Below are 15,894 nucleotides of genomic sequence, written 5' to 3'. Positions count from 1 at the left end.
CATGACCGCCCAGCCCAAAGCCGCACCCGCCGCCACTCGTCACCGCACCGGCGCCCATCTGGTCGTCGAAGCGCTGCGGGCGCAGGGCGTATCGAAGGTGTTCGGCTACCCTGGCGGGGCGATCATGCCCGTGTATGACGCACTGCCGGGCTCGGGTCTCGAGCACATTCTGGTGCGTCATGAACAAGCGGCGGCGCTGGCGGCGGACGCCTATGCGCGGGTGTCGGGCGAGGTGGGCGTGTGCCTGGCGACCTCCGGCCCGGGCGCGACCAATCTGGTCACCGGCATCGCCAACGCGTTTCTGGATTCCGTGCCGATGGTGGCGATCACCGGCCAGGTGGCGACGCCTCTGATGGGGACGGACGCCTTTCAGGAAATCGATGTCTTCGGCATCACCCTGCCCATCGTCAAACACTCCTTCCTAGTCAGGGACGCCAGGGACATCCCCCAGATCTTCGCCGAGGCTTTCGAGCTGGCGAAGCGCGGGCGGCCCGGACCCGTTCTGATCGACTTGCCCAAGGACGTCACCCAGACGTCAGCGGCGTTCCCCTCAGTCGATCAGACGGTCCGGGCGCCCGTCAGTCAGGCCCCCGCCGACCCGGCCCTGATCGCCCAGGCCGAAGCCCTGATGGCGCAGGCCGAACGTCCGGTGCTGTATATCGGCGGCGGAGTGTCGCTGGCGAAAGCCGAGCCGGCCCTGCGCCGGTTCTTCAGCCGCACCCGCATCCCGGCGGTGGCGACCCTGAAAGGTCTGGGCGCCTTGCCCACCGATACGCCGGGCTTTCTGGGCATGCTGGGCATGCACGGCACGAAGGCCGCCAATCTGGCAGTGGATGAAAGCGATCTGCTGGTCTGCATCGGCGCCCGGTTTGACGACCGCGCGACGGGCAAGCTCGACACCTTTGCCCCCTCGGCCCGCATCATCCATTTTGACGTCGATCCGTCCGAGATCTCCAAGCTGCGCGATGCGGATGTCGGTTTGACCGGCGATCTGGCGGAAACGCTGGATCGGCTGGAGCCGGGCGTTCTGAGCATCGAGCCCTGGCGTCAACGCTGCGCGGCGGCCGCCGAGCGCTGGGCCATGCGCTATGATGCGCCCGGTTCGGGAATCTACGCGCCCAAGCTGTTGAAAGACCTGTCCGAACAGGCGGGCGATGACGCCATCATCACGTGCGATGTGGGCCAGCACCAGATGTGGGTGGCCCAGCATTGCCGCTTTTCCCGGCCGCAGGCGCACCTGACGAGCGCCGGTCTGGGCACGATGGGCTATGGCCTGCCGGCCGGCATCGGCGCCTTGCTGGCCGAGCCCGATGCGACCGTGATCACCGTGTCGGGCGATGGCTCGATCATGATGAACATTCACGAGCTGGCCACTCTGCGTCGCTATCGCCTGCCGCTGAAGATCGTGCTGCTGGACAATTCCCAGCTGGGCATGGTCCGCCAATGGCAGCAGCTGTTCTACGACGAGAATTTCTCGGAAGTGGACCTCTTTGACAATCCCGATTTCGCCGCCGTGGCGCGCGCCTTCGGGATCGAGGCCTTCACCCTGGACCAGCGCGAACACGCGCCCGCCGCGATCGAGCGGCTCCTGAACACGAACGGGCCGATCCTGTGCCATGTGCGCATCGACCCGCGTGAGAATGTCTGGCCGCTGGTGCCGCCGGGCAAATCCAATGCTGACATGATGGAGGCCTGATCCATGACAGACCGGATCGAGATCGAATTTCGCCCCAGTGAAGGCGCGATCCTGCGTCTGATCGGGCTCGTAGAGCGTCGCGGCTTCGAGGTGCGCGGCGTCGACCTGCCGCAGATGAACACCCAGTCCGATGCGCGCATGGATCTGATGGTCCAGCCGCGGGATGCCGGTCGCAAGATGAGCACGCTGTGCGCCCAGATCGCCAAGATCTACGGCGTCAGCGCGGTGCGTTCGGCCAGCCTGACCCCAGCTTATGAGGCGGCGTCATGACCCGACCTGCAAACCCTGTCAGAATCTTCGACACCACCTTGCGCGATGGCGAGCAGGCTCCCGGTTTCTCCATGTCAGAGACCGGCAAGCTCAGCGTCGCGCGCGCCCTGCAGGCGTTGAAAGTGGATGTGATCGAGGCCGGCTTCGCCGCCGCCAGCCCGGGTGATTTCCGCGCCGTTGAGCGGATCGCCAATGAGATCGAGGGGCCCGCCATCTGCTCGCTGGCGCGCACGACGCCGGGCGATATCGATGCGGCGGCGCGGGCGCTGAAATCCGCAACCAACAAGCGCATCCACATCTTTCTGGGGACGAGCCCGCTGCATCGCGAGTTCAAGCTGAACATGACCCCCGAAGACGTGCTGACGCGCATCAAGGAGATGACCGAGCTGGCGCGTGAACATTGCGACGATGTGGAGTTCTCCGCCGAGGACGCCATCCGCACCGAGCGGGGCTTCCTGGTCGAAGCGCTCTCCATCGCCGCCGAAGCGGGGGCGACCACACTCAACGTGCCCGACACGGTGGGCTATTCGACGCCGGACGAGATCTACCAGTTGTTCAAGCACCTCAGCGACAAGGTCACCAGAGGGTCGGACGTGATCTTCTCCGCTCATTGTCATGATGATCTGGGCATGGCGGTCGCCAACTCGCTGGCCGCCGTGCGCGGCGGCGCCCGTCAGATCGAGTGCACGGTCAATGGCATAGGCGAACGGGCGGGCAATTGCGCGCTGGAGGACGCCGTCATGGCGATCCGCACCCGCCGGGACGTGTTCAACCTGACGACCGGCATCGACACCCGTCAGATCATGGCGGCGAGCCGGGCCCTGAGCAAGGCGACCAACACCCATCCGCCGCGCAACAAGGCGATCGTGGGGGCGAACGCCTTCGCTCATGAATCCGGCATTCATCAGCATGGCGTGCTGGCGAACCGGGAGACCTACGAGATCATGAAGCCCGAGGATGTGGGGCTGAGCTCCAACCAGATCGTTCTGGGCAAGCACTCGGGAAAACATGCCTTGGCGGCGCGCGCCAAGGCTTTGGGCTGGACGCTGGATGGCGAGCGCCTGCAGACCGCCTTTGAGGCGTTCAAGGCGCTGGCCGACGACATCGGACTGGTGGATTCAGGGCAATTGTCAGCCCTGCTGGAGCGCCTTGAAAGCGGCGCACAAGGAGAGGCTGAATTGTGGACCCTCAAGCGCATTGATATTCGCGCCCCGCTCTCACCCAAGGATCATCCGGTCGCCCGGATCGAGATGGATCATGGCCGCCGCGGCCAGGTGACCGACATTGCGTCCGCGCCGGGCGCGCTGGATGCGGCCTATCGCGCCGTCAGCCAGATCATGGAGATCCCGGCCCGGGTCGAGGACATCGAGATGCAGTATGTCGCCGCGGACCCCAATGAGACCGGAGAGGACGGTCAGGGCGCGGACGTGCTGGTCGATCTGAAAGCCAGCGTGGACGGGGAGGTCTTCTCCGGCCGCGCCCGCGCCCGCGACATCATTCCCGCCTGCGTCTCCGCCTATATCGACGCGCTCAACAATGCCTGCGCCGTCCGTCGACGCCGCAACACAAACGCCCACGCCGCCTAGAGGACGAACACCATGGCCATCAATCAAGTCGACTATATCTGGCGCAATGGCGCGCTTATTCCCTGGGCGGATGCGCAGGTTCACGTGCTGTCGCACGCCCTGCATTACGGCACGTCCTTCTTTGAAGGCATCCGCAGCTATGACACGCCGGCCGGGCCGGCGGTGTTCCGCCTGACCGATCACGTCAAGCGGCTGATCGATTCCGCGCGGATCTATTCCATCGATCTGCCTTACACCGCGCAGGAGCTGGCCGAAGCCTGCAAGCAGGTGCTGCGCGAGAACAAGCTGGGTTCGGCCTATCTGCGGCCGATCAGTTTCATCGGCTATGGCTCCATCGGCGTCGTGCCCGCCCAGGATGCTCCGATCGACACCTATATCGCGGCCTTCCCCTGGGGCGCGTATCTGGGCGAGGACGCCCGGACGAAGGGCGTGGATGTGTGCGTGTCGAGCTGGAACCGCTTGGCGCCCAACACGGCGCCGACCGCGGCCAAGGCCGGCGGCAACTATCTCTCGAGCTATCTGATCAGCCGGGAAGCGAAATCCCGCGGCTATGCGGAGGGCATTGGTCTCGATGTGGACGGGCGCCTGTCCGAAGGCGCGGGTGAGAACCTGTTTCTGGTCAAGGACGGCAAGCTGATGACCCCGCCCGCCAGCTCGTCGATCCTGCAGGGCATTACCCGCGACAGCGTAATCCGTCTCGCCAAGCGCGAAGGCCTGGACGTGGTCGAGCAGACCCTGCCGCGCGAGATGCTGTATCTGTGCGACGAGGCCTTCTTCACCGGCACCGCCGCCGAGGTCACCCCGATCCGCTCCATCGATGACAAGACCACCCGCGCCGCGGGCGCCGGGCCGGTCACCAAGCTGATCATGGACCGTTTTTTCGGTCTGTTCGAAGGCCGCACCCAGGACGACTGGGGCTGGCTGGAGCCCGTCAACGCCCAAGCCCAGGAGACAGGACATGACAACGCCGTCGCCGTCTGAGACGTCCCCGAAAACCCTGTTTGAAAAGGTCTGGGACGCCCATCTCATCCAGCCCGAGACCGATGCCGCCCCGGCGCTGGTCTATATCGACCTGCATCTCATCCATGAGGTGACGAGCCCGCAGGCCTTCACCGCGCTCGAACAGCGTGGCCTGAAGGTACGGCGGCCCGATCGCGTTTATGGCACACTGGATCATTCCACCCCAACAACGCCGCGCGCGCCGGGGTCCAAGCCGATCTACATCAATGCGGCGGCGAAAAAGCAGGTGGAGACGCTGGAAGACAATTGCCGCCGGCATGGCATCCGTCTGGCGGGTTGGGACAGTCCGGAGCGGGGCATCGTCCATGTGATCGGGCCGGAGCTGGGCCTGACCCAGCCGGGCATGACCATTGTCTGCGGCGACAGTCACACCTCCACCCATGGCGCGTTCGGCGCGCTGGCCTTCGGCATCGGCACCACCGAGGTCGGGCATGTGCTGGCGACGCAATCGCTGTTGCAGTCCAAACCCCGGACCATGCGCGTCACCGTGGATGGCCGCCTGCCTCATGGCGTCGGCGGCAAGGATCTGATCCTCGCCATCATCGCCGAGCTGGGCGCGGGCGGCGCCTCCGGCCATGTGATCGAATATGCCGGCGAGGCCATAGAAGCGCTGTCCATGGAAGAGCGGATGACCGTCTGCAACATGTCCATCGAGGCGGGCGCCCGAGCGGGCATGATCGCGCCCGACGCCACCACCTTCGCCTGGCTGGATGGTCGCAAGCACGCGCCCAAGGGCGCGGCCTGGGAAGCGGCGAAAGCGCGGTGGGCCAGCCTCAAATCCGACCCGGACGCCAGGTTCGACGCCGAGGTGCGGCTGGATGGGTCGAAACTCGCCCCCATGGTCACCTGGGGCGACAGCCCGGACATGGCTGCGCCGATCGACGCCTCTGTGCCCCGCGCGCCGGAAGGCCCCGCCGCCGAGGCGCTCAACTATATGGGCTTCAAGGCGGGCGAGGCCCTGATGGGCGAAACCATCGATGCGGTATTCGTCGGCTCGTGCACCAATGCGCGCCTGTCAGACCTGCGTGAGGCGGCGGCTGTCATCGCCGGGCGTCATGTGAAGCCGGGCGTGCGCATGCTGGTCGTGCCGGGATCTGAAGAGGTGAAACGTCAGGCGGAAGCCGAAGGGCTGGACGCCATCTTCCGCACAGCCGGGGCGGAATGGCGCGAGCCGGGTTGCTCCATGTGCATCGCCATGAATGGCGATAGCGGACGTTCAGGCGAGCGTATCGTCTCGACGTCCAATCGCAATTTCGCCGGTCGTCAGGGCCGGGGGGTGCGCACCATCCTGGCGAGCCCGGCGACCGCCGCGGCCTCTGCGATCGCGGGCGCCATCGCCGATCCACGCCGCATTCTGGAGGCGTCCCATGCTCAATGAGCCGATCAAGACCGTCACGGCGCGCAGTTTCGTGATCCGCGACGCCAATGTGGACACCGACCAGATCATCCCCGCGCGCTTTCTGACCACGACCGAGCGCGGCGCGCTGGCCGAGGCGTGCTTTCATGACTGGCGCTTCACCCCGGACGGCGAGCAGACCGATCACCCGCTCAACACTGTGAACCGGGAGGAGCAACGCATTTTGATTGCGGGCGACAATTTCGGCTGCGGCTCCTCGCGCGAGCACGCCCCCTGGGCGCTGCGCGACTTCGGCGTCGAGGCCGTCATCACCTCGCGCGCGGCGGACATCTTCAAGTCCAATGCGCTCAAGAACGGTCTTGTGGTGTGCGAAATCGACGAGGCCGCCCATGCCGCGCTTCTCGACCGGGAGGACCTTGAAATCACCGTGGACGTGGTCAATCAGACCGTGACGGCGGGCAATATCACTGCGAGCTTCAAGCTCGACCCGTTCGCCCGCACCTGCCTGATCGAGGGTGTGGACCCGCTGGGCTACATCCTCAACCAGTCTGACGCCATTGCCCGCTTCGAGCAGGAGACCGCCGCGTGAGCCAGTCCATCCTGATCCTGCCCGGCGACGGCATCGGCCCGGAAGTCGCCAGGGCGGCGCAGGCCTGTCTCGAGGCAGTGGCGCGACTTGAGGGTCTCGACTTCACCTTCTCCGAAGCCGCGTTCGGCGGGGCGGGGATCGAGGCCTGCGGCGAGCCCTTGCCTGAGGAGACCCTGAAAGCGGCGCAAGCGGCTGATGCGATCTTTCTCGGTGCAGTGGGCGGGCCGCAATGGGATGGCGGCGCGAAGCGGCCCGAGCAGGGCCTTCTGGGCTTGCGCAAGGCGCTGGGCCTGTTCGCAAATCTGCGCCCGGTCAAGGTCTTCAAGGGGCTGGAGCATCTCTCCCCTCTGAAAGAGGACCGGGTGGCGGGCGCGGATCTGCTGATCGTGCGCGAGCTGACGGGCGGGATGTATTTTGGCGAGAAGCGCGAAGGCGATGAGGAGGCCTTTGACGGTTGCGCGTATTCCCGCGTGGAGGTCAGCCGCATCGCCGAGATAGCGTTCAAGGCCGCGCAGGGCCGCAAAGGCAAGCTCACCAGCGTGGACAAGGCCAATGTGCTCGCCACCTCCCGGCTCTGGCGCAAGACGGTCAACGATCTGGCGTCGGATTATCCCGATGTGTCGGTGGATCATCTTTATGTGGACGCGGCGGCCATGGCGCTTGTGACCGGGCCGACCCGGTTCGACGTCATCGTCACCGAGAACCTGTTTGGCGATATCCTGTCTGATGAAGCCGCCGTGGTGGCGGGCTCTATCGGGCTTCTGGGCTCGGCGAGCCTCGGCGCGTCGGGACCGGGTCTCTTTGAACCCATCCATGGCAGCGCGCCGGACATTGCCGGTCAGGACAAGGCGAACCCGTCGGGCGCCATCGCCAGTGCGGCCATGCTGCTGCGCTATGGCCTGAACGAGCCCAGAGCCGCCGATCGTCTGGAGGCGGCGCTGGAAGCGGCCTTGCTGCACGAAGAGCGGACGGCGGATCTGGGCGGTGCGGCCAGCGGCTCTGAATTTGCCGAGGCCGTGCTACGGCAGATCGAGAAGACGGCGGCCTCCGCCGCCGCCGAATAGAAGACAGGGTCAGTCGGCTTGGGGGCGGCTGGCCCGCTTCTTGATGAAGTTCCAGTACTTGATCGGGAAAATCCGCTCGAGAATGGCGAGCGTATGGGCGTCCTTGCCCACGAGCACGCGCGGCAGGCGGCGCTCGACGCCGCGCAGGATGATCTCGGCCGCTTCGGGCGGCGGCATGACGAGGCCTTCCTTGGCCATTTTCTTCACAGCCGCCAGTTCCGCCTCGGTCATGTCTTCAGGTTTCTTGGCGTCCTCGGCGATACGGGTGTTGACCCCGCCCGGATGCACGGTCGTCACCCCGATGGACGTACCTTCCAGCTCGTGCATCAGCGCATTCGAGAAGCCGCGCACTGCGAACTTGGCCGAGGAATAGGCGGTCTGGCCCGAGGGCGCGACGATCCCGAAGATCGAGGACACGTTCACCAGCTGCGCCATATCCGCCTGCTTCAGGAGCGGCATGAAGGCGCGGGTCATGCGCACCACGCCATAGAAGTTGATGTTCATCAACCACTCGAAATCATCGTCCTTGACCCGGTCGAACGTGCCGCCGAGCGCCACGCCGGCATTGTTGAAAAGGCCATGCACCGCGCCATGCTCGTGCTCGACCGCCTCCGCGAAGGCTGCGATCTGGTCCTTGTCGGCGACATCGACCTTATGGGTCGTCACCTTGATTTCATTGCTCTTGAGGGCGTCGGCGACCTCTTGCAGTCGCGCTTCATTGATGTCGGCGAGCGCAAGGTTCGCGCCGCGCGCGGCGAGCGCCGCAGCGAGCGCTGCGCCAATGCCGCTGCCGGCGCCGGTGATGACAGCGGTGCGGCCCTTGAAATCGAGATGACGGGTCATGCTCTCCCCCTGAGATTATTGCCGGTTTTGACGTGAACGCTGTTCACTCCGGAGTTTCGCGCAGAGTTTCAGAGTTTTCAGCCCCTGTCCATCGGCGCTTGGGCCGGAGACGATCTTGTCAGTTCATGGAAATGGGAACACACTCGGGAATACACACAAAAATTCTAGGGAGGAGTTTGCATGGTTACGCTGGAGAAAGTCCGCCGCGATGCCCCCTGGGCCTGGATCAAGGGCGCCATTGACGACATGCGGGCCGCACCCTTCCTGTCCATCGGTTATGGCGTTGTCTTCACCGTCATCGGCCTTCTGATCACGGTCGGCCTCTGGTCACTCGGTCAGGGCGCGGTGGTGCCGGTGATGATGGGCGGTTTTGCGCTGGTGGCGCCGGCCTCAGCCATCGGGATCTACCGCATCAGCCAGATGCGCGATCAGGGCCAGACGCCGGGTCTGTGGGATTTCTGGTCGATACCGGCGGGCCGGTTCACTCAGCTGGCGCTGCTGAGCGTGCTGATGCTGGTGTTCTTCCTGACCTGGGCGCGACTGGCGCAGATGATGTTCGCGCTGTTCACCCATGAAGCCGATTTCCGCCTCGACAGCTTCCTGCCCTTCCTGTTCACCGATGTGCAGGGCGTCATGCTGATGGTGATCGGCACGCTGGTCGGCGCGGCTCTGGCGCTCGTGGCGTTCATGGTGTCCGCGCTCTCCTTCCCCATGATGGTGGATCAGGATGTGGATGCGGTGACCGCGGTGGTCGCCTCGATCAAGGCGGTCAAGGAGCAGCCCGAGGTGATGCTGGTCTGGGCCTGGATCATCGCCTTTGCGACCGGGGCGGGTCTTGCGCTGTTCGGGGTCGGCATCGCGATCACCTTCCCGTTGATCGCCCATGCCAGCTGGCGCGCCTACAAGGACTTCAACCCGCGCCCGAAACCGAGCGCCAAGGAAGTCGAGGCGCGTCTGGCCGAGAAGAACCACGCCTGATCCAAGGCTGAAATCCCGGGCGAGCGAGAGCGAGACCCGGGACCTCCTTCAGAATAAAACGCCTTGTCCTCACAGAGACCCCGGCTCCATGGCCGGGGTTTCAGTGTTTTATGAACTAGCGCTCGTCCTCGTCATCCACGATGGGTCCGTCATCATCGATGAGGATGCGTTCGGCGGCGCCGTCGAGATCGTCATACTGACCCGACTTCATCGCCCAGAAGAAGCCGAGCAAACCCATCGCGCCGAGCATGAGGGCGGCGGGGATCAGCCAGAGTAGAGCGGTCATGCGCGCCAGAGCCTCAATGCGTTGGCCATCACCACGAGCGAGCTGGCGGACATGGCGATGGCGGCCACGAGCGGGGTGACCAGACCAAACACCGCCAGCGGTACGGCGATGACGTTGTAGATGTTGGCGAGGGTGAAATTCTCCATCATCCGCGCCTTTGCGGCCCGGGCGATCTCAACCGCGCGGGGCAGGGCGGCCAGCCGGTCGCCCTGAATGACGAGATCGGCCGCCGAGCGTGAAATGTCCGCCGCCGAACCCATGGAGATGGAGACATGGGCCGCCGCCAGCGCCGGGGCGTCATTGATGCCGTCGCCCACCATGATCGGGGCCTCGCCCGCTTCATTCAGAGCGTTGATCCGCGCGATCTTGTCCTGGGGTTTCAGCCCCGCCTGATACCGATCAAGACCGAGCGCATGGGCCGCGGCGGCGACCGGCGCTTCGCGATCGCCCGACAGAAGCTCGACGGGCAGGCCCTGGGCTTTCAGGCCCGTGACGGCCTCGGGCGCGTCCGCCCGCAAACCATCTGAAAAGACAAAACGGACCGGTGTTTCGCCTTCAACCAGAAGCCAGGCTTCCAGAACCGACGGGTCAGGGTCCTGGCCCTGTTTTTCAAGGCCAAGCCAGCTCGCAGAGCCAAACTGGACTACCGCGCCTTCAGCCGTGCCGGTCAGGCCGCCGCCCGCAATTTCCTGAAGATCATCGGCCAGCGGGCCGGGGCCTGCGGCGTCCGCAACCGCGCGAGAGATGGGGTGACGCGAGCCGCGCGCCAGCCGGGCGGCGAGAGTGAGCGCGCGGGGCGAGATGTCGTCGCGATTGATCAGGCTGGGTCGGCCGAGCGTCAGCGTGCCGGTCTTGTCAAACACCACCGATTTCGCTTCTGCGAGCCGCTCCAGCGCGTCGCCGGATTTGACCAGCACGCCCTCGCCATAGAGCCGACCCGAGGCCACCACCTGAACGGCGGGGACCACCAGCGCCAGTGCGCAGGGGCAGGTGATGATGAGCACCGCGATGGCGTTCATCACCGCGTCGTGGACGTTTCCGGTGACGCCGAGCCAGCCGATTAGCGTGACGAGCGCCATGATGAAGACGCCCGGCACATAGGCGCGGGCGGCCTTGTCGGCATAGCGCACATAGCGCGAGCGGCCCTGTTCGCCCGCTTCCACCAGACGCGCGATTTCCGCCAGCAGGGAATCATCGCGGGCGGCGGTGGCCTTCACGGTCAGAGGCGCGTTGAGATTGATCATGCCCGAATAGACCGTGCTCCCCGGCTCCAGCATTTGCGGCTGGGTCTCGCCGGTGACAAGCGCGGCGTCGATCTCGCCACGGCCTTCGATGATGACGCCATCGACCGGCAGGCGGTCGCCCGGTGCAATGCGCAGCAGATCGCCCGGTTTCACGTCACGCGCTGGAATGGCCTTGATCGCGCCATCCGGTTCGATGCGGTGGGCGATGCGGGCCTGAAGCGCGGCGAGGTCGCGGGCCGCCTGACCGGCGCGGGCGCGCAGTCGCACATCCAGAAACCGACCGATCAGCAGGAAGAACAACAGCATGATCGCGGCATCGAAATACGCCGCGCCATGACCGAGCGCCGTCTCATAGATCGACAGGCCGCACGCCAGCAGCACCGCCAGCGAGATCGGCAGGTCCATGTTCACGTTGCGGCTTTTGATGCCCGCAATGGCGTTCTTGAAGAAGGGCCAGCCCGAATAGGCGACGGCGGGCAGGGCGATCAGCCCGGAAATCCAGTGCATCAGGGTGATGGTGGGAAGGCTCATCTCGCCTTCCCCCGCCCAGACCGAGATGGACAGCAGCATCACATTGGCGGAGGCGAAGCCCGCCACGCCGAGGGCGCGCAAGAGGCGCTTCTCTTCATCGGATTTGGGGTCGTCTGCGGTTTCAGGCTGATAGGGCCGGGCGCGATAGCCCAGATGCTCCAGCCGACCCACGATCTCTTCGGCCTTGGCGTCCGCGCCATGAAACTTCACCGCCAGACGTCCGGTTGAGAGGTTCAGGCGGGCGCGCTTGACGCCGTCGAGCTTTTGCAGCCCGTCCTCGATCTTGACGATGCAGGCGGCGCAATGAGCCCCCTCGACGGCAAGATCAATCGCCTTGCCCTCTTCGGTCTCGCGCACAAAGGCGGTGATCTCGTCCCCATGGGCTTGGGCGGGCGAACCCGCCTGCGCAATCGCGGGGCCGAGAACAGGCTCTACTGACGCCACAACTCGCGCTCCAGCACGAACGGCGCGTCCGCGTCTTCCGCTTCGGCATGCAGGGTCCAGTTGCCCTCGGTGACAGCCTCGACCGGGGCGGAATACACGCCCGGGCGCGCCTCATTGAAGGTGAGGGCGTGATCAAGGTCGGTATTGGCCGGATGGCGCAGCGCCCCGGTCAGCGACAAGCCCATGACGGGCTGGTCGTCCGCATCAGTGACGCGGATCAGCACCCGGTCGTCCGCCAGATTGACCGCGGCTGTCCAGCCGAGCGCCGCCTGGGCGCGCCGCTGGGCGATGACGTCATTGTATTCCAGCCCCTGCACATAGGAGCGACGCTGGTCCTCGCCAGGGAAGGATTGCACCGCCAGCGAGATGAAGACCGCATTCACCGCGATGATCGTGGAGAAGAACAGGATCATGCCCGCCAGCACGTGCCAGCCGGTGATGCGGAAGCCGGAAGAGCCCTCTGGGGCGGTATAGTCGGTCATCGGATCTCTCCGGTCTGGAAGGCGGAGCGGGTCTGCGCCGTCTCGCCGGTCTCCATGTCTGTGACGATGAAGCTCAACGGTTCGGAGGGCGCATCCACCGCATCCCGCGGCAAGGTGACGAATACCCGGAAATCCTGCGTCTGGTCGGGGCCGACTTCAAGCTGACGAGATGTCTCATCTGCGCCCAGAACCCGGAGCTGCATGGCGGGGTCGCCCTCGATGGTCAGCTCATAGGTGCGCGTCTCGCCGGTCTTGTTCAGGATCGTGAGCGTATAGCCGTTGCGCACCGAGCCGTCAGACAGGCGCACATAGTTCGGGCTGCGGTCGCGATAGGCGTTGAGATCGAGAACCGCCCGGTTCATGAGGCTGAACATCATCAGCCCGCCGACCGCCGCGATCAGCACGGCATAGAGGATGGTGCGCGGGCGGAGGAACCGGTAGCGCGGCTTGAGATCCTGGGCGCGGCGATCGACATTGTCCTGGCTGTCATAGGCGATCAGCCCCTTGGGGCGACCGATCTTGGCCATGATGTCGTCGCAGGCGTCGATGCACAGCGCGCAGTTGATGCATTCCAGCTGGTCGCCGTCGCGAATGTCGATGCCCATCGGGCAGGCGGCGACGCAGGCCTTGCAGTCGATGCAGTCGCCGCGGCCTTCCCAGCTTTCGCCCTTCTTGTGCCGGCCGCGCGGCTCGCCGCGATCGACGCGATAGGTCACGCTCAGCGCTTCCTTGTCGATCAGCGCGCCCTGGATGCGCGGCCAGGGGCACATATAGGTGCAGACCTGCTCGCGCATGGTGCCGGCGAGCACATAGGTGGTGAAGGTCAGCACGCCGAAGAAGATATAGCTTGTCAGCGCGGCCTGGCCGGTGACGAAATTGTTCACGACCGCGAAGGCGTCGTGGAAATAGAGGATCCAGGCGCCGCCCGTGGCCGCCGCGATCAGCAGCCAGACCGCATGCTTGCCGATCTTGCGCCAAGCCTTGTTGAAGCTCCACTCCGCGCGATCGAGCATGATGCGCTTGTTGCGGTCGCCCTCGAACATCCGCTCGACGGCGATGAAGAGGTCGGTCCAGACGGTCTGGGGGCAGGCATAGCCGCACCAGACCCGGCCGAAGAGCGAGGTCACCAGGAACAGCGCCAGCGCCGAGACGATCAGAAGCCCGGTGATGTAATAGACTTCCTGGGGCCAGATCTCGATGAAGAAGAAATAGAAGCGGGCATTGGCGAAATCCACGAGGACCGCCTGGTCGGGCGCGCCCGCGCCGCGGTCCCAGCGCAGGAAGGGCAGGATGTAGTAGACGCCCAGGGCCAGCGCCATGAAGACCCATTTGCCCAGACGGAACTTGCCGTGGACTAGCTTGGGATAGATGGGTTCGCGCTTCTTGTAGAGTTCGCGCGAATGGGCGGCGTTGACCGCAACGGCGTCATGGGCTTCCACGCCGTCCGCCGCCTGTTCCCGCGCTTGGGGACGATTCTTGATCAGGTTCATGGTCTTCTCCGGCCTCCGGCCGCGTAGTCAGACAAGTGCGCCATCCGGCTCGCCCCAGAGAACCAGATGGCGCTTGATCGTCGGACCCGTGCGGGCGAGGCGTTCCTAGCGCCCCGCCTCCCGGGCGTTGATCACGTCCGCCGCACTGGCTTCAGTGATCGTTTCGCTTTCACCGCCGCCCAGCAAGTAAACGTAAGCGGCGAGGGCGGTGATGACTTCCTCATCCAGACGCCCTTCCCAGGCCGGCATCATGCCATAGGGGCCCCGCCAGATCGTGTTGTAGATCTGGTCGCGCGTGCCGCCGTACAGCCATTCCTGGTCGGTCAGGTTGGGCGCGCCCTGCGTGCGGTCGCCCATGCCGTTCGCGCCATGACAGGCCGAACACTGGAAATCGAAAATCTCGGCCCCGGTGGTCTGACCGGCCTCGGTGGGCTCGATCATGTCAGACAGGGTCATGACGTAATCGGTGACCGCAGAGATTTCCTCACGAGACAGAAGCTCGTCGCGGCCATAGGACGGCATTTGCGAGAAGCGGGTATCGGGATTGCTCTCCCAGCGGATGCCCACATGCAGGGTGTGCCGGATCTCGTCGAACGACCCGCCCCACAGCCAGACATCATCATTGAGGTTCGGGTAGCCGATGGCGCCCTGACCGCCTGCGCCATGACAAGTGGCGCAGTTATCGCCAAAGGCCGAGGATCCCGCCGCGAGCGCGAAGCTCAGAAGGTCCGCATCCGCCTCGATGGCGCTGATGCCGCCCGTGTTCGCCGCCTCGGTGAGGCGGGTGAACATGGGCGCGCGGCTGGCTTCGAGTTCGGCGACGGCGGCGGCCACATTGGCCCGTTCGGAGTGATCGCGCAGGCCGCGGGTGTGGCCGTCCATGCCGGGCAGGGCGGGCCAGGCCGGCATGAAGACCCAGTAGATCACCGACCAGACGATGGAGGCGTAGAACACCCACACCCACCAGCGCGGCAGCGGGTTGTCCAGCTCCTTGATGCCATCCCATTCATGGCCCGTAGTGTCCACGCCGCTATAGGCGTCGACGTCTTTCTTGTGCTCGTCAGCCATGATTGTCCTCCGTGGCCGAGGCGGCGGCGGGGCGTGCGTCGTCTTCGAGCGGCACGCGCGCGGCGTCGTCAAACTTGTCCTGGTTTTTCGGCCAGAGGGCGTAGACCAGCACGCCGGCGAAGAGCGCGACGAAGCCGATCAGCCCCCAGGTCTGTGCGAAGCTTGAAAGCATCTCGTACATGGCGGCCTACCTCAGATTCTCGTCGGCGTCGGCTTCATAGGTGGAGAAGTCCACCATGGTGCCGAGCACCTGCAGATACGCGATCAGGGCGTCGAGTTCGGAGATCATCTCCGGATTGCCGTCGAAATCGCGGACCGGCGCGCCCGGATACCGGGCCAGGAAGGCGTCATAGCTGGCCGAGAACGGATCGAGCTGGGCCTCCAGATCGGCTTCCGCGTTCTCGATCATCTCGTCGGTATAGGGCACGCCCAGCCGGCGCAGGGCCCGCAGGCGGCCTTCCACCACTTCGGTTTCAAGACGCGTGGTTTCCAGGAACGCATAAGGCGGCATGATGGATTCAGGCACCACCGAGCGCGGGTCGCGCATGTGGTCGCGGTGCCATTCGTCCGAGTACTTGTTGCCCACGCGGGCCAGATCCGGCCCGGTGCGCTTGGAGCCCCACTGGAAGGGGTGGTCGTACATGCTCTCGGCCGCCAGCGAATAGTGGCCATAGCGCTCCACCTCGTCGCGCAGCGGGCGCACCATCTGGGAGTGGCAATTGTAGCAGCCTTCCCGGATGTAGATGTCGCGGCCCATCAGCGCGAGCGGGGAGTAGGGGCGCACGCCCTCCACTTCCTCGATGGTCTCGTCGAGATAGAAGAGCGGAGCGATTTCCACCAGGCCGCCGATGGAGACGACAGCCAGGACGCCCACGGTGAGCACCAGCGAGTTCTGCTCGAGAACCTTCTTGTGCCAGCCCCAGATCGGATTTTGTTTTTTCGCCAT

At 65.3% G+C, this 15,894-nt stretch carries 16 protein-coding genes; 8 read left to right on the top strand and 8 right to left on the bottom strand.

What is annotated here, in order from left to right:
• The first annotated feature begins 1 nt into the window (after window position 1).
• Genes ilvG through leuB form a run of 7 tightly spaced genes read left to right on the top strand, consistent with a single transcriptional unit; the run spans window position 2 to window position 7,582 of the window.
• Complete coding sequence (gene ilvG, locus OA2633_RS08260; RefSeq protein ID WP_009802069.1) at window positions 2-1,696, top strand: acetolactate synthase 2 catalytic subunit; 1,695 nt, start codon at window positions 2-4, stop codon at window positions 1,694-1,696.
• A 3-nt stretch (window positions 1,697-1,699) separates the two neighbouring features.
• Window positions 1,700-1,966, top strand: a complete 267-nt coding sequence (locus OA2633_RS08255; protein ID WP_009802068.1) for an ACT domain-containing protein — start codon at window positions 1,700-1,702, stop codon at window positions 1,964-1,966.
• Window positions 1,963-3,552, top strand: coding sequence for a 2-isopropylmalate synthase (locus tag OA2633_RS08250; RefSeq protein ID WP_009802067.1), 1,590 nt, complete (start codon window positions 1,963-1,965; stop codon window positions 3,550-3,552). Before OA2633_RS08255 ends, OA2633_RS08250 begins: the two co-directional genes overlap by 4 nt.
• A gap of 12 nt (window positions 3,553-3,564) precedes the next feature.
• Window positions 3,565-4,533 carry a branched-chain amino acid transaminase gene (locus OA2633_RS08245; RefSeq protein ID WP_009802066.1) on the top strand — a complete coding sequence of 323 codons (969 nt, stop codon included), beginning with the start codon at window positions 3,565-3,567 and terminating at the stop codon, window positions 4,531-4,533.
• Complete coding sequence (gene leuC, locus OA2633_RS08240; protein WP_009802065.1) at window positions 4,511-5,950, top strand: 3-isopropylmalate dehydratase large subunit; 1,440 nt, start codon at window positions 4,511-4,513, stop codon at window positions 5,948-5,950. The genes OA2633_RS08245 and leuC overlap by 23 nt, the downstream gene beginning before the upstream one ends.
• Window positions 5,940-6,518, top strand: coding sequence for a 3-isopropylmalate dehydratase small subunit (leuD, locus tag OA2633_RS08235; protein ID WP_009802064.1), 579 nt, complete (start codon window positions 5,940-5,942; stop codon window positions 6,516-6,518). Before leuC ends, leuD begins: the two co-directional genes overlap by 11 nt.
• Window positions 6,515-7,582, top strand: coding sequence for a 3-isopropylmalate dehydrogenase (gene leuB, locus OA2633_RS08230; protein WP_009802063.1), 1,068 nt, complete (start codon window positions 6,515-6,517; stop codon window positions 7,580-7,582). Before leuD ends, leuB begins: the two co-directional genes overlap by 4 nt.
• Window positions 7,583-7,591: 9 nt before the next feature.
• Here leuB and OA2633_RS08225 read toward each other — a convergent pair whose 3' ends face one another.
• Window positions 7,592-8,425, bottom strand: coding sequence for an SDR family oxidoreductase (locus tag OA2633_RS08225; protein ID WP_009802062.1), 834 nt, complete (start codon window positions 8,423-8,425; stop codon window positions 7,592-7,594).
• A 180-nt stretch (window positions 8,426-8,605) separates the two neighbouring features.
• Between OA2633_RS08225 and OA2633_RS08220 the strand changes: the two genes are divergently transcribed.
• Entirely contained in the window at window positions 8,606-9,403 is a 798-nt protein-coding gene (locus OA2633_RS08220; RefSeq protein ID WP_009802061.1) for a DUF2189 domain-containing protein, read from the top strand.
• 115 nt (window positions 9,404-9,518) lie between these two features.
• On the opposite strand, the gene ccoS is transcribed toward OA2633_RS08220, so the two are convergent.
• From ccoS to ccoO, 7 genes are all read right to left on the bottom strand, one after another.
• Complete coding sequence (gene ccoS, locus OA2633_RS08215) at window positions 9,519-9,689, bottom strand: cbb3-type cytochrome oxidase assembly protein CcoS (RefSeq protein ID WP_009802060.1); 171 nt, start codon at window positions 9,687-9,689, stop codon at window positions 9,519-9,521.
• Window positions 9,686-11,908 (bottom strand): heavy metal translocating P-type ATPase, encoded by a 2,223-nt coding sequence (locus OA2633_RS08210; RefSeq protein WP_009802059.1) that lies wholly within the window; start codon window positions 11,906-11,908, stop codon window positions 9,686-9,688. The genes ccoS and OA2633_RS08210 overlap by 4 nt, the downstream gene beginning before the upstream one ends.
• The gene (locus tag OA2633_RS08205; protein WP_009802058.1) at window positions 11,896-12,390 is read right to left on the bottom strand and encodes a FixH family protein; all 495 of its coding nucleotides are present in this window, start codon (window positions 12,388-12,390) and stop codon (window positions 11,896-11,898) included. Before OA2633_RS08205 ends, OA2633_RS08210 begins: the two co-directional genes overlap by 13 nt.
• Window positions 12,387-13,880: a cytochrome c oxidase accessory protein CcoG gene (gene ccoG / locus OA2633_RS08200; protein ID WP_009802057.1), complete on the bottom strand. Its 1,494-nt coding sequence runs from the start codon at window positions 13,878-13,880 to the stop codon at window positions 12,387-12,389. Before ccoG ends, OA2633_RS08205 begins: the two co-directional genes overlap by 4 nt.
• Before the next feature lie 105 nt (window positions 13,881-13,985).
• Window positions 13,986-14,948: a cytochrome-c oxidase, cbb3-type subunit III gene (ccoP, locus tag OA2633_RS08195; RefSeq protein ID WP_009802056.1), complete on the bottom strand. Its 963-nt coding sequence runs from the start codon at window positions 14,946-14,948 to the stop codon at window positions 13,986-13,988.
• Entirely contained in the window at window positions 14,941-15,129 is a 189-nt protein-coding gene (locus OA2633_RS08190) for a cbb3-type cytochrome c oxidase subunit 3 (protein ID WP_009802055.1), read from the bottom strand. Before OA2633_RS08190 ends, ccoP begins: the two co-directional genes overlap by 8 nt.
• Before the next feature lie 6 nt (window positions 15,130-15,135).
• A complete protein-coding gene (gene ccoO / locus OA2633_RS08185) occupies window positions 15,136-15,894 on the bottom strand; it encodes a cytochrome-c oxidase, cbb3-type subunit II (protein WP_009802054.1) in 759 nt (252 codons plus the stop codon).

The organism is Oceanicaulis sp. HTCC2633, assembly GCF_000152745.1.
Lineage (GTDB): Bacteria > Pseudomonadota > Alphaproteobacteria > Caulobacterales > Maricaulaceae > Oceanicaulis.
This window is presented reverse-complemented; position numbering and strand designations above follow the sequence as displayed.

Coding starts and splice junctions, on each gene's coding strand:
- ilvG (WP_009802069.1), top strand. CDS start 2: ATGACCGCCCAGCCCAAAGCCGCACCCGCCGCCACTCGTCACCGCACC.
- OA2633_RS08255 (WP_009802068.1), top strand. CDS start 1,700: ATGACAGACCGGATCGAGATCGAATTTCGCCCCAGTGAAGGCGCGATC.
- OA2633_RS08250 (WP_009802067.1), top strand. CDS start 1,963: ATGACCCGACCTGCAAACCCTGTCAGAATCTTCGACACCACCTTGCGC.
- OA2633_RS08245 (WP_009802066.1), top strand. CDS start 3,565: ATGGCCATCAATCAAGTCGACTATATCTGGCGCAATGGCGCGCTTATT.
- leuC (WP_009802065.1), top strand. CDS start 4,511: ATGACAACGCCGTCGCCGTCTGAGACGTCCCCGAAAACCCTGTTTGAA.
- leuD (WP_009802064.1), top strand. CDS start 5,940: ATGCTCAATGAGCCGATCAAGACCGTCACGGCGCGCAGTTTCGTGATC.
- OA2633_RS08225 (WP_009802062.1), bottom strand. CDS start 8,425: ATGACCCGTCATCTCGATTTCAAGGGCCGCACCGCTGTCATCACCGGC.
- OA2633_RS08220 (WP_009802061.1), top strand. CDS start 8,606: ATGGTTACGCTGGAGAAAGTCCGCCGCGATGCCCCCTGGGCCTGGATC.
- ccoS (WP_009802060.1), bottom strand. CDS start 9,689: ATGACCGCTCTACTCTGGCTGATCCCCGCCGCCCTCATGCTCGGCGCG.
- OA2633_RS08205 (WP_009802058.1), bottom strand. CDS start 12,390: ATGACCGACTATACCGCCCCAGAGGGCTCTTCCGGCTTCCGCATCACC.
- ccoG (WP_009802057.1), bottom strand. CDS start 13,880: ATGAACCTGATCAAGAATCGTCCCCAAGCGCGGGAACAGGCGGCGGAC.
- ccoP (WP_009802056.1), bottom strand. CDS start 14,948: ATGGCTGACGAGCACAAGAAAGACGTCGACGCCTATAGCGGCGTGGAC.
- OA2633_RS08190 (WP_009802055.1), bottom strand. CDS start 15,129: ATGTACGAGATGCTTTCAAGCTTCGCACAGACCTGGGGGCTGATCGGC.
- ccoO (WP_009802054.1), bottom strand. CDS start 15,894: ATGGCGAAAAAACAAAATCCGATCTGGGGCTGGCACAAGAAGGTTCTC.